This is a genomic window from Kribbella sp. NPDC054772 (assembly GCF_053611945.1).
The window spans coordinates 300,155-313,081 of sequence record NZ_JBSHBJ010000002.1 but is presented as its reverse complement, the minus strand read 5'-3'; the positions used below and the strand labels follow the sequence as shown (position 1 = coordinate 313,081).

Here is a 12,927-nt window from a genome sequence, read left to right as displayed (position 1 = left end):
TCACCGACTGCGGCGAGCCCGCTGCCGGCGGTCGATGGCGACGGCGATCGCGGGGTACACCAGCACCGACAGGGCGCCCGCGCCGACCAGCGCGGCGGCGTTCTCGGGCAGCATCTTGCCGGTCTCGCGCCCGATCGTGGTGAGGGCGACGAGCACCGGCAACGCCGTCGACACGATGAAGACGAGCTCGAGCCGTCGCGCCCACGGCAGTGCGGTCCGATACACCAGCAGCGTCGGCAGACCGCGGACGATCAGCAGCAGGAAGAAGAACAGGAACAAGCGCGCCGGGGCTTCGGCGATGGACTCCACGGCGAGCCCCATTCCCGACGAGACGAAGAAGATCGGGATGAAGAAGCCGTAGCCGATCGTATCGAGCTTGCGGTCGAGCCCCTCGACGTTGCCGGGCGCCCAGCGACGCAGGACGACGCCCGCGACGAAAGCGCCGAGGACCGCGTCGAGCCCGAAGTCGCTGGCGACGACGAGGAGCAGCAGCAACAAGGCGATGGTCCACCGCAGCGTTGCCTGCGTCGTCGCGTCTTCGCCCTCCGAGAGGATCCGGGCGATTCGACGACCGCGAACCAAGCGGGGCAGCAGCGCGCTCAGGACCAGCGCGAACAGGCCCATCCCGATCAGCGAGATGAGCCCGACGAACCGGCCGTAGGACCCGAGCAGGATCGCGATCGCCACGACGGGCAGGAACTCGCCGACCGCCCCCGCGGCGAGAACGTGGGAGCCGAAGGACCCGCGCAGCATGTCGTTGTCCCGCAGGATCGGCAACAGCGTTCCGAGGGCGGTCGTGGTCAGAGCGAGCGCGACCGGCAGGAAGTCCTTCACGACGCCCAGCGCCGCGAGTCCTCCGACGACGGCACCGGCCAGCCCCACCGAGACCAGCCACCCGGCCACGGCGAGTTTGCCGGACCGCTGCTTGAAGAGCGCCAGCTCCAGCTCGTAGCCGGCGAGCAGGAACAGGAACCCCAGGCCGACGTTCGAGAGCAGCGCGATGCCGCTCGGATCGGCCAGGCCGAGCCCGTGCGGCCCGACGACCACGCCGCCGACCAGGAGCAGCACGACCTGAGGGACCCGGAGCCGGCCCAGCAAGCCGACCAGCACCGGTGTCACGGCCGCCACCAACGCGACCACGAACAGGCTGGTCAGTCCCGAACCGAGGTCAGCGTCCATCTCACCAGCCTGACCATGGCTGGGCGCCGCGGGCCTCCCTCAGGTCGGACGATCGTCGCGGCGCCGGTGGTGAATGTCTCCCTCCAAGGTCTTGTTGTTTGCGAATTGTTTACCGTACGTTCACTTCTCACCACTGCTTGTCATCGAGCCAGGAGGCCGCGCCATGTCCAGTTCCCTGTCCAGACGTCAGTTCGTCGGTCGTGCGGCAGCGGCCGGTGTCGCGGTGAGCGTGGCCGGGTCGGTGGACGCGCTGTACACCGCGCAGCCGGCCCTCGGTACGTCGGGACCGGCGATCGGCTACGGACCGCTGATCGAGGACCCCGACGGCATGCTCGACCTGCCCCGCGGGTTCAGCTACCGGATCCTGTCCCGCGAAGGCACGGTCCGGCCCGACGGGCTGCAGACGCCGAGCCGGTTCGACGGGATGGGCGTCTTCCCGGACCGGGACGGCGGCACCCGGCTGGTCCGTAACCACGAGTGCAGCCCGACCTCGAAGATCAAGGTCGTCGCCCCCGCCGAGCGCACCTACGACCCGGGCGGCGCCGGCGGCACCAGCACGCTGGCGGTCGACCGGCACAACGCGACCACGAAGGAGTTCGTCAGCCTCGGCGGTACGGCGATCAACTGCTCCGGCGGCCACACGCCCTGGCGCACCTGGCTGACCTGCGAGGAGACCGAACTCAAGGCCGGCGAGAGCGGCTACACCAAGGACCACGGCTTCATCTTCGAGGTCGACCCGTACGACGACCGCCGCAACGTGAACCCGTTCGCGCTGACCGCGATGGGCAGATTCCAGCACGAAGCCGTCGCGATCGACCCGCGGACCGGGATCGTCTACGAGACCGAGGACGCGTTCGTCGCGCCGCTCGGTGGGTTCTACCGGTTCCTGCCGAACCGTCCGCGCGGTGGCTGGGGTGCGCTGCGGGCCGGCGGCGAGCTCCAGGCCATGCACATTCCGGGCCTGCCGGACCTGTCCGTGGTCCAGGAGGCCGGCGCCGAGTTCCACGACGTGCAGTGGGTGACGGTGCCGGATCCGCTCGCGAAGACCGAGTCGGTCCGGGCGCAGGACTACGCCAAACCGATCACCGGCGGCTACAAGCTCGAGGGCTGCTGGTGGGGCGATCTCGACCGCTGTGTGTACTTCGTCTCGTCGTTCGCCCGGACCGAGCTGGGACCGAAGGTGGATCACGACGGTCAGGTCTGGAAGCTCGACCCGCGGAAGCGGACGCTGCGCCTCGAGGTGATCTTCACCCGGCCGAAGCCCGGCTCCGACGACCCGGAGTTCGACGCCCCGGACAACATCACGATGTCGCCGTACGGCGGTCTGATGATGTGCGAGGACGGGCTCGGTGAGCAGCACATCCTCGGCACCACCGCGGCCGGCGAGGTGTTCAAGTTCGCCCGCAACCGGGTGAACATCGGGACGCCGGACAAGCCGTCGTACGGCGAACTGTCGGGCGTCGGTTTCGCGGCGGACGGCCGGACGATGTTCTTCAACGTCTACAACCCCGGGATCACCTACGCGATCACGGGCCCGTGGCGGCGCCGCCGGTGAACTAGCCGCTGGTGAACTAGGCGCCCGGGAAGGCCACGGGCGCTCCACCCCAGGTGAGCTGGGCGGTCGCGGATCCGAGCAGGCTGTCGACCGCGAACGCGCGGACCGCGGGTTGTTCGGCGGCCTCGACGAGGTCGCCGTACACCGCGGCGATCCGGCGCTCGATCAGCAGCACCAGCGCGGTCGCGGTCGCGGTGTTCGTCACGGCCTGCGGCAGGTCGTACGCCGGTTCGGCCGCGACCGGGGTCTCGCCGGCCGCGACCAGCAGCGCGCTCAGCCGGTCGCGGTTGTCGCGGTGCTGCTCGAACGTGTCGGTGGCGTCGCGGAATCTGGCACCGCTCAGCTTGCCGCCGGCCACGCCGACGCCGTACAGCGCGGCGTGCTCACCGGCCAGGGCGGCCTGCAGGGCTTCCACCTGGTTCACGACGCCGCCTTCTTCTTCTTGGGTGCGAGGGTGGAGCCGAGTTGGGTCTCGGCGGCGGCGATCGTCGCCAGCAGCCGGGCCGGGGCGCCGGACAGCTTGCCGGCCGCGGTCGCATGGGCGGTCGCGGCGAGCTTCTCCTGCTGGGCGAGCGCCGCCAGCGCGGCCACCGACGACGCGGGGACCTTCGGCGGCTGGGTGGCCTTCGCGGCCACCCCCTGCGTCTCCTTGAGCTTCGCGAGATGGCTCACGTGGTACTTCGCTCCGGCGGCGAGCTGGGCCCGCAGCGCGGGAAACTTCCGGCTCAGGGTTGCGTAGTACTGGGACAATTGAGTCACCTGGGTCGCCGCCGTACTGAGCGCCGCGACGACCGCGGGGTCGACTGTCGGCGTCTCCTTGGCCGGACCCTGCGACGACGAGGGCGTTCCGTTGCCGGCACCCGGCGTACCGGACCCCGCGGCGGGATCGTCCTTGCAGCCGGTCAGCGCGAACGCGCCAGGCACGAGGGCGGCGGTCACGACGACGGCACGTCGAGTCAGCGATCGGCGGCGTTCAGGCACGGCGGAACCATACCTGGTGACGCGCCGACAACCGGTCCGGGACGAGCCGGTGACCCGGAACGGCGCAGCGGCCGGATAGGGTGGGCTACTGCCCTTGGCGCGATCGCCAAGGATGGAACGGGTGCACAACTGGAGAGAGGCAGGTCAACCTGTGAGCCGAAAGCCGAATCCCACGGGCCACACGGACACCACGAGCCTCGAGAACTTCCTGCGGCCGATCGTCGAGCAGTTCGGCTGCGATCTGGAGGCCGCGGACATCGCGCCGGCCGGCCGCCGCCGTTTGCTGCGGGTCCTGGTCGACCGCGACGGCGGGATCACCCTGGACGACGTCGCCGACGTCACCCGGGCCATCTCCAAGGCGCTCGACGTCGACGACATCATGGGCGAGGGCGCGTACACGCTGGAGGTCTCCAGCCCCGGCGTGGACCGGCCGCTCACCCTGCCCCGGCACTGGCGGCGCAACACCGACCGGTTGGTCGCGGTGACGCTGACCGCCGGCGGGAAGGTGACCGGGCGCATCAAGTCCGCCTCCGACGAGGCGGCCGAGCTGGACGTGAACGGCAAGCGGCGGACCGTCGCGTACGCCGACGTGGCCAAGGCCAAGGTCCAGATCGAGTTCAACCGGGCTGCCGGCAACGACACTGAGACAGTTGACGGCGTAGAAACACCTGCCGACGGCACGGTGGAGGAGAACTGACATGGACATCGACATGGCCGTGCTGCGGTCACTGGAACGGGAGAAAGACATCTCCCTGGACGTGGTCGTCGAGGCGATCGAGCAGGCGCTGCTGGTCGCGTACCACCGCACCGAGGGCGCCCAGCAGCACGCCCGCGCCGAGCTGGACCGCAAGACCGGGCACGTGACCGTCTACGCCCGCGAGCTCGCGGAGGACGGCACGGTCGCGCGCGAGTACGACGACACACCCGCCGACTTCGGCCGGATCGCCGCCACCACCGCGAAGCAGATCATCCTGCAGCGGCTCCGCGACGCCGAGGACGAGGTCCGGTACGGCGAGTTCTCGGGCAAGGAGGGCGACATCGTCTCCGGTGTCGTCCAGCAGGGCCGCGACCCGCGCTCGGTGATGGTGGACCTCGGAAAGATCGAGGCCGTGCTGCCGGCGCCCGAGCAGGTGCCGGGGGAGAAGTACGAGCACGGTTCCCGGCTGCGGGTGTACGTCGTCGGCGTCCGCAAGGGCTTCAAGGGCCCGCAGATCACCGTCAGCCGGACGCACCCGAACCTGGTGAAGAAGCTGTTCGCGCTGGAGGTCCCGGAGATCGCCGACGGCACCGTCGAGATCACCGCGATCGCGCGTGAGGCTGGTCACCGTACGAAGATCGCGGTCCGGACGCTGAACCCGTCGGTGAACGGCAAGGGCGCCTGTATCGGGCCGATGGGGCAGCGGGTGCGGAACATCATGCACGAGCTGCACGGTGAGAAGATCGACATCATCGACCACAGTGACGATCCGGCAACGTTCGTGGGGAATGCGCTGTCCCCGGCGCAGGTTACGTCGGTGGAGGTCGTCGACGCCGCGGCACGGGCCGCGCGGGTCGTCGTCCCCGACTACCAGCTCTCGCTGGCGATCGGCAAGGAGGGGCAGAACGCCCGCCTGGCCGCCCGCCTCACCGGGTGGCGGATCGACATCCGGCCGGATACCGATGTGACTCGGGATGGCGAGAAGGTAGACTGAGTGCTCGGTCGGTCGACTGAGTCGCAACCACACCCTGAGGATCACCTGACAGTGACGGCGGACGCGCGCCCTGGACTGAGTCAATCTCACCAGGCCCGGGAGCGCACCTGCATCGGGTGCCGGAAGCGATCCGGTCCGGCTGACCTGCTGCGGATGACGGTTTCTGGCGGTCTCGTACTGCCGGATCCCGATCGTCGGGCACCTGGCCGTGGGGCGCACCTGCACCCGGCGACCAAGTGCTTCGACCTCGCCGTCCGGCGCAAGGCGTTCCCCCGGGCCTTCCGGCTCACGGGTCCGCTCGACGTGACCGGGCTGCAGGACTATGTCGCGCAGCGTGATAAGTAAGAAGTAACACCAATGGCAGCCTCCGGGCTGCCCACGACGGTTCAGACCGTGCCGTCGTGACGACTTGAAGGCGGGTCCATCGACTCATGACCACTCGATGAGTGTCTACCGATGAGTGCAAAGCGATGAGCACGTACGTCAACTAACGGTCCGCGCCCAGGCTCGGACCAGAGGGAGAGTAGTGGCAAAGGTCCGGGTCTACGAGCTCGCGAAGGAGCTCGGAGTTACCAGCAAGGTCGTTCTGACCAGACTGAACGACATGGGCGAGTTCGTCCGGTCGGCATCCTCGACAATCGAGGCACCTGTCGTCCGGCGGTTGGCGGAGGAGTTCGAGAAGAACCCGCCGAAGAAGCGCACGGCCAAGAAGGCCGCTGCCAGCACGTCTGCCGCGCCGCAGGCGACCGCACCGGTCGCGCCCGCGGCGCCGAAGCCGGCCCAGCCGGCGACCCCGAAGGCTCCGGCCGAGCGTCCCGCTCCGGTCGCTGAGCCGACCCCGGCCCCGGTGGCCGAGTCGGCGCCTGCTCCGGCCGCTCCGGTGACCCCGGCAGCGACGGCTCCGGCGACCGAGTCGACGCCGGCTCCGGCGAAGGCCGCTCCGGCTCCGGGCGCCCGTCCGGGTCCGCGTCCGGGCCCGAAGCCGGGTCCGCGTCCGGAGCCCACCCCGGTGGAGTCCGCTCCGGCGGCTGCCGAGGCTCCGGCCCCGGCGGCTCCGGTGACCGAGACTCCGGCTCCGGCGACGCCGTCGTTCGAGGCTCCGGCCGCGAAGGCGGCTCCCGAGTCCCCGGCCTCGTCGGCTCCGGCCCCCGCGCCGCGCCGTACCGGTGGCGACAGCTCGGCCCGTCCGGGTCCGCGTCCGGGCGCTCCGCGTCCGGGCGGTTCCCAGCAGGGTGGCGGCGGCCGTCCTGGTCCTGGTGGTCAGGGCTCCGGCCCGCGTCCGGGTGCGCCCCGTCCGGGTGCCCCGCGTCCCGGCGCTCCGCGTCCGGGTGGTTCCCAGGGTGGCGGCGGTCCGCGTCCGGGTGCGCCGCGTCCGGGCAACAACCCGTTCAGCTCGACCCAGGGCATGCAGCGTGGTGGCCGTCCGGGTCCGGGCGGTGGCGGTGGCGGTGGCGATCGTGACCGTGACCGGCAGGCTCCGAGCCCGGCCGGCATGGCGCCGCGCCCGCCGCAGAACCGTCAGGGCGGTGGCGCCGGCGGTAGCGACCGGCCGCGTTCGGGCGGTGTGCCCGGCGCTCCGCGTCCGAACCCGGCGATGATGCCGAAGTCCTCGGCCGGAACCTTCACCGGTCGCCCCGGTGGCGGCTCGGGTGGTCCTGGTGGCGGTGGCGGTGGCGGTGGCGGTCGTGGCCGTCCCGGCGGCGGTCCGGGTGCCGGTCCGCGCGGTGGCGGCGGTGGCGGTGGCGGCTTCCGTCCCGGTGGCGGCGGCCCGAGCGGCCCGCCCGGTGGCGGCGGTGGCCGTCCGGGTCCGGGCAACCGTGGTCGTGGCGGAACGCAGGGTGCCTTCGGGCGTCCGGGCGGTCCGGCCCGGCGTGGTCGTAAGTCGAAGCGGGCCAAGCGCCAGGAATTCGACAACATGCAGGCTCCGGCCGTCGGCGGCGTGCGCGTCAAGCACGGTGACGGCGAGGTCGTGCGGCTGCCGCGCGGCGCCTCGCTGACGGACTTCGCCGAGAAGGTCGGAGTCGACCCGGCGTCGCTGGTCCAGGTGCTGTTCCACCTCGGTGAGATGGTGACCGCGACCCAGTCGGTGAACGAGGAGACGCTCGAGCTGCTCGGGACCGAGCTGAACTACGACGTCCAGATCGTTTCGCCGGAGGACGAGGACCGCGAGCTGCTGCAGTCGTTCGACATCGACTTCGGCAACGACGAGGGCGACGAGAGCGACCTGGCTCCGCGGCCGCCGGTGGTGACCGTCATGGGTCACGTCGACCACGGTAAGACGAAGCTGCTGGACGCGATCCGGATGGCGAACGTCCAGGCCAAGGAAGCCGGCGGTATCACCCAGCACATCGGTGCGTACCAGGTGACCACCGAGGTCGACGGCCAGGAGCGGGCGATCACCTTCGTCGACACCCCGGGTCACGAGGCGTTCACCGCCATGCGTGCCCGTGGTGCGCAGGCCACCGACATCGTGATCCTGGTGGTCGCGGCCGACGACGGCGTGATGCCGCAGACGATCGAGGCGCTGAACCACGCCCGTGCGGCGGGTGTCCCGATCGTGGTCGCGGTCAACAAGATCGACGTCCCGGCGGCGGACCCGACCAAGGTGCGCGGTCAGCTGACCGAGTACGGCCTGGTGCCCGAGGAGTACGGCGGCGACACGATGTTCGTCGACGTCTCGGCGAAGTCCCGGATCAACATCGAAGGCCTGCTCGAGGGCGTCGTGCTGACCGCGGACGCGGCGCTGGACCTTCGGGCGAACCCGAAGATGCACGCCGAGGGCATCGCGATCGAGGCGAACCTCGACAAGGGCCGTGGTCCGGTGGCGACCGTGCTGGTGCAGCGCGGAACGCTGCGGGTCGGCGACTCGATGGTGGTCGGTCCGGCGTACGGCCGGGTCCGGGCCATGCTCGACGAGCACGGCGACCCCGTCGAGGAGGCGACTCCGTCGCGTCCGGTCCTGGTCCTCGGTCTGACCGCGGTACCGGGTGCCGGTGACAAGTTCCTGGTCGTCGACGACGACCGGCGAGCACGGCAGATCGCCGAGAAGCGGGAAGCCCGCGCTCGTGCGGCGGCCAACGCGAAGCGTCGCGCCCGCCGTACCCTCGAGGACTTCATGGCCTCGATGGAGAAGGGCGAGAGCCAGGAGCTGCTGCTGATCCTCAAGGGCGACGTGTCCGGTTCGGTCGAGGCACTGGAAGACGCCTTGGTCCGGATCGAGGTCGGCGACGAGGTCAACCTGCGGATCATCGACCGCGGGGTCGGTGCGATCAACGAGAACGACGTCAACCTGGCCATCGCGTCGAACGCCGTCATCATCGGCTTCAACGTGCGGCCGGCGGGCAAGGCCGGAGACCTGGCCGAGCGCGAGGGCGTGGATGTCCGGTACTACTCGGTCATCTACTCGGCGATCGACGACATCGAGGCCGCCCTGAAGGGCATGCTGAAGCCGATCTACGAGGAGGTCACCCTCGGCCAGGCCGAGATCCGGGAGATCTTCCGCTCCTCGAAGGTGGGCAACATCGCCGGTTGCTGGGTGACCAGTGGCCTGCTGAAGCGGAACGCGAAGGTCCGGTTGATCCGGGACGGCGCTGTCGTCGTCGACAACACCGAGTTGTCGTCGCTGAAGAGGTTCAAGGACGACGCGTCCGAGGTCCGCGAGGGCTTCGAGTGTGGTCTGACCATCAACAACTTCAACGACATCAAGATCGGCGACGTCGTCGAGGCGTTCGAGCTCCGCGAGAAGCCGCGCAGCTGATAAGTAGGCGGTGACCCGGCCCCGGGTCACCAGGAGTAGCGTCCGGAGAGACTGCGGTCTCTCCGGACGTTGTTCATGAATGAGGGAGTGAGCCCTGATGGGTGAAGCAAGGGCGAAGCAGCTGGCCGATCGGATCCAGGTGCTCGTCGCGGAGCTGCTCGAGCGCCGGGTCAAGGACCCGCGGCTGGGATTCGTCACGGTGACGGACGCCCGGCTGACCGGCGACCTGCGCGAGGCCAGCGTCTTCTACACGGTGTACGGCGACGAGCAGGAGCGGGCGAACACCGCCGCGGCGCTGGAGTCGGCGAAGGGCCTGATCCGCAGCGAGGTCGGCAAGGCGCTCGGCCTGCGGCACACGCCGAGCGTCGAGTTCTTCCTGGACGCCGTACCGGAGACCGCCGGTCACATCGAGGAGCTGCTGGAGAAGGCGCGGATCGCCGATGCCGAGGTGGCCAAGAGCGCGTCGGGAGCGAAGCCGGCCGGTGACGCGGACCCGTACAAGCACAAGGACGACGAGGACGAGCAGGACTGAGTACTGCGTTGAGCTCTGACTTCACCTCGACGTCCGACGGGATCGTCGTCGTCGACAAGCCGGACGGAATGACCTCGCACACCGTCGTCGCCCGGATCCGCAGACTGGCCGGGACCCGCAAGGTCGGGCACGCCGGGACGCTGGACCCGATGGCGACGGGTGTCCTGGTCGTCGGTCTGAACCGGGCGACGCGACTGCTCGGCCATCTCCAGCTCGCCGACAAGTCGTACGACGCGACGATCCGGCTCGGCGCGACGACGACGACCGACGACGCCGAGGGCGAGATCGTGTCGACCGCGCCGGTCGACGGGGTCACCGCGGAGGCGATCTCGGCCGCGGTGGCCGGCTTCCGCGGCGAGATCTCGCAGGTGCCGTCCAAGGTGTCGGCGATCAAGGTCGACGGGAAGCGCGCGTACGAACGCGTGCGCGCGGGCGAAGAAGTCGCGCTGAAGGCCCGCGCGGTGACGGTGTCGCGGTACGACATCCTCGACGTCCGGGCCGATGCCGAGGGGATCTCGGTGGATGTCACCGTCGACTGTTCGAGCGGGACGTACATCCGCGCCCTGGCACGCGACCTGGGCGCCGAGCTCGGCGTCGGCGGTCACCTGACGGCGCTCCGGCGTACCCGGGTGGGGGCGTTCGATCTCAAGGTCGCGCACACACTGGAGGGGTTGGCGGAGTCGTTCGACTGGCTCCCGATCGCGGACGTTGCCGGGGGCACCTTCCCGCGGTACGACGCCGACGACGCGCAGGCGGCCGCCATCCGGACCGGCCGTCCGCTGTCCGGCCTGAACCTCGAGCCCGGCCAGACCGCCATGTTCGCCCCAGACGGCACGTTCCTCGCCCTGTACGAACCCCACGGCCCGCTCGCCAAACCCACCGCCGTTTTCGTCGCCTGACCGCGTTCGAGGGGCGGACCCCTCAAACGGTGGGTTGGCACCCTCATTTCGCTGCTCGCGGACGAACGACGACCGGCCGGGGTCCTCCCGCCCATGCCTCGCCCCAGGCCCCGCCGCCTTTGTGGAAACAATGTCGCGCCGGCTGATCCTTTCTTTCCACAAAGCCGCTGGTGACCGCCGCCATCAGCCGCTGACTGACCGTCGCCCGGCAGAATGCCGAACGCCGCCTCGCTGCAGGCACACCGCGAGTCGCCTGACCCCGCACGTACTCGAGCCCGCACGTACTCGAGCCCGCACGTACTCTGGGGAGGTGCGTTCTCGTCCGACGTTGGAATGGGCCCCGGGGCCCGAGGTACTGGCGTTGGCGCCGGGGTCGACCGATATCGGCCCGGTCGCGGAGACGCTCGCCGCTGGGAAGGTCGTCGTACTGAGTGGTGCCGGGATCTCCACCGAGTCCGGCATCCCGGACTACCGCGGTGAGACCGGCAGCCTGCGTACCCACACCCCGATGACGTACGGCGACTTCGTGGCCAGCGAGACGGGTCGTCAGCGGTACTGGGCGCGCAGCCACCTCGGCTGGCGCACGATCGCCCGCGCGGACCCGAACGAGGGCCACCGCGCCGTCGCCGCCTTACAGGCCCGCGGCCACCTGAGCGGGGTGATCACCCAGAACGTCGACGGCCTGCACCAGGCCGCCGGCGCCCGCGACGTGATCGAGCTGCACGGCAACCTGGACCGCGTCATCTGCCTGGACTGCGGTACGACGTCGGCGCGGGAAACCCTCGACCAACGGCTCCGCGACGCCAACCAGACGTTCGCCGCCGAGGCAACGAGGATCAACCCGGACGGCGACGTCGAGCTCCCGGACGACGTCGTCCACACGTTCGTCGTCGTCCCGTGCACCGTCTGCGGCGGCATCCTCAAGCCCGACGTCGTGTACTTCGGCGAGAACGTCCCGAAGAGCCGCGTCGAGCGCTGCTACTCGCTGGTCGACGAGGCCAGCGCGGTGCTGGTGCTCGGATCGTCGTTGACCGTGATGTCCGGCTTCCGCTTCGTCCGGTACGCCGCGAAGGCCGGTACGCCGGTGCTGATCATCAACCAGGGTCTGACCCGCGGCGATCCGTACGCGACGTACCGGGTGAACCTGCCGCTCGGGCAGGCGTTGACCGAGGTGCTGGAAGAAACCACCGGGCCGAGCCACGCGTGAGGTGGCCCGGCCCGGAGTCCGCAGTACGGATTGGAAAGGGTCAGCGTTGCGCGCTGGTCCGTATGCGGTTCAGGGAGGCCACATAGGCCTGTTGGGGTGACGCGGCGGCCTGCTTTGCGAGCGCCCGCGCCTGGGAGGTCCAGGCGGCCTGCTCGGCCGCCGTGATGACGGCCGGCTGGCCGGTCAACGTCTTGTAGCTGAGGGCGGTCATCCCGGCTTCGCCCTCGTAGCGCGGGTGGTAGTTGAAGGCGCGGAGCAGGTCCACGTCCTTGCCCTGGATCCACGCCTGCCCGTCCGGTGCGCAGGCGTCGTGCCCGGTCGACGGCCCGAAGGTGTCGACGTACTTCGCTCCGCCGGCGGCCGCCGCGTTGGAGACGGCCGCGTTCAGCGCTTCCTCGATCGAGTACAAGTATGTGTAGTCGCCGTCGGCGAACGGCAGGACCGAGGGGCAGGTGCCGTGCTCGGGCGCGATCTTCGGGTACCCGAGGAGCAGGATCTCGGCCTTCGGCGACCGGGCCTTGATGCCCTGGACGACGACCGCGATCCGGGTCTGGGTCTGCGCGATCTTCGCGCGCAGTGTGTCCTCGCCGTTGACCGTGAAGTGCGCCTTGCACGGTGCGCCGGTCGGGTCCGAGGCGCGCAGCTTCGGGCAGGTGTCGATGATGCTGCCGAACACCCCGAAGTCGTTGCCGCCGATCCCGACCGTCACGAGGTCGGTGTCCGGCGTCAGCGCGTCGAACTGCGGAGCCGCCGTACCGAGCAGGGTGCTCTGCGGCTGCGTCATGTTCGTGGTGTCGGCGCCGCCGCAGCTCACGTCGGTGAGGTGCCGGACGTGCAACTTCGCCGCGAGCTGCTTCGGGTAGTTGTTGTACGACCGGAAGCAGCCGAGCGACAGCACCTCGGGCAGCGGGACGAACGGGGCGGCGGTGTAGGAGTCGCCGAGCGCCACGTACTTCGTGAACCGCGGAGTCGCCGCGGCGTTGGCGGCAGGCATGCCGACCAGCAGCGCGAGCGTCGCGCAGACGGCGACAAGACGGCGTAGCTTCACTGGACCTCCCCAGACTGACCAGATGCGCGGCCCAGACTAAGTTGAGTCACCTCGTGATTACAAGGGGTGATCATGGAC

The 12,927-nt window shown here is 70.2% G+C and carries 12 protein-coding genes; 8 read left to right on the top strand and 4 right to left on the bottom strand.

The genetic code is table 11. The annotated features are described in order from the left end of the window. Positions 1–1,179 carry a cation:proton antiporter gene (locus ACWGID_RS04330; protein WP_452194312.1) on the bottom strand — a complete coding sequence of 393 codons (1,179 nt, stop codon included), beginning with the start codon at positions 1,177–1,179 and terminating at the stop codon, positions 1–3. A gap of 163 nt (positions 1,180–1,342) precedes the next feature. On the opposite strand from ACWGID_RS04330, the gene ACWGID_RS04325 reads away from it, so the two are divergent. Beyond that, entirely contained in the window at positions 1,343–2,734 is a 1,392-nt protein-coding gene (locus ACWGID_RS04325) for an alkaline phosphatase PhoX (protein ID WP_452194310.1), read from the top strand. Positions 2,735–2,750: 16 nt separating this feature from the next. Here the strand turns inward: ACWGID_RS04325 and ACWGID_RS04320 are convergent, their stop codons facing one another. After that, positions 2,751–3,158 (bottom strand): ferritin-like domain-containing protein, encoded by a 408-nt coding sequence (locus ACWGID_RS04320; RefSeq protein WP_452194308.1) that lies wholly within the window; start codon positions 3,156–3,158, stop codon positions 2,751–2,753. Beyond that, on the bottom strand, positions 3,155–3,715 hold the full coding sequence (locus ACWGID_RS04315) for a cell division protein FtsK (protein ID WP_452194306.1): 561 nt from the start codon (positions 3,713–3,715) through the stop codon (positions 3,155–3,157). The genes ACWGID_RS04320 and ACWGID_RS04315 overlap by 4 nt, the downstream gene beginning before the upstream one ends. 151 nt (positions 3,716–3,866) lie before the next feature. On the opposite strand from ACWGID_RS04315, the gene rimP reads away from it, so the two are divergent. The 7 genes from rimP (at position 3,867) to ACWGID_RS04280 (ending at position 11,801) form a co-directional block, all read left to right on the top strand. Continuing rightward, positions 3,867–4,412, top strand: coding sequence for a ribosome maturation factor RimP (gene rimP / locus ACWGID_RS04310; RefSeq protein ID WP_452194305.1), 546 nt, complete (start codon positions 3,867–3,869; stop codon positions 4,410–4,412). A gap of 1 nt (position 4,413) precedes the next feature. Next, entirely contained in the window at positions 4,414–5,406 is a 993-nt protein-coding gene (nusA, locus tag ACWGID_RS04305) for a transcription termination factor NusA (RefSeq protein WP_452194303.1), read from the top strand. Then, the gene (locus ACWGID_RS04300) at positions 5,407–5,751 is read left to right on the top strand and encodes a YlxR family protein (protein ID WP_452194301.1); all 345 of its coding nucleotides are present in this window, start codon (positions 5,407–5,409) and stop codon (positions 5,749–5,751) included. Positions 5,752–5,932: 181 nt separating this feature from the next. Beyond that, positions 5,933–9,163, top strand: coding sequence for a translation initiation factor IF-2 (gene infB / locus ACWGID_RS04295; protein WP_452194299.1), 3,231 nt, complete (start codon positions 5,933–5,935; stop codon positions 9,161–9,163). Between the two features lie 97 nt (positions 9,164–9,260). Continuing rightward, a complete protein-coding gene (gene rbfA, locus ACWGID_RS04290; RefSeq protein ID WP_452194297.1) occupies positions 9,261–9,695 on the top strand; it encodes a 30S ribosome-binding factor RbfA in 435 nt (144 codons plus the stop codon). Positions 9,696–9,703: 8 nt separating this feature from the next. Further along, on the top strand, positions 9,704–10,594 hold the full coding sequence (gene truB, locus ACWGID_RS04285; protein ID WP_452194295.1) for a tRNA pseudouridine(55) synthase TruB: 891 nt from the start codon (positions 9,704–9,706) through the stop codon (positions 10,592–10,594). A 310-nt stretch (positions 10,595–10,904) separates the two neighbouring features. Then, positions 10,905–11,801 (top strand): NAD-dependent protein deacetylase, encoded by an 897-nt coding sequence (locus ACWGID_RS04280; protein WP_452194294.1) that lies wholly within the window; start codon positions 10,905–10,907, stop codon positions 11,799–11,801. 40 nt (positions 11,802–11,841) lie between these two features. Here ACWGID_RS04280 and ACWGID_RS04275 read toward each other — a convergent pair whose 3' ends face one another. Further along, positions 11,842–12,849, bottom strand: a complete 1,008-nt coding sequence (locus tag ACWGID_RS04275; RefSeq protein ID WP_452194292.1) for an SGNH/GDSL hydrolase family protein — start codon at positions 12,847–12,849, stop codon at positions 11,842–11,844. Positions 12,850–12,927: the final 78 nt, after the last annotated feature.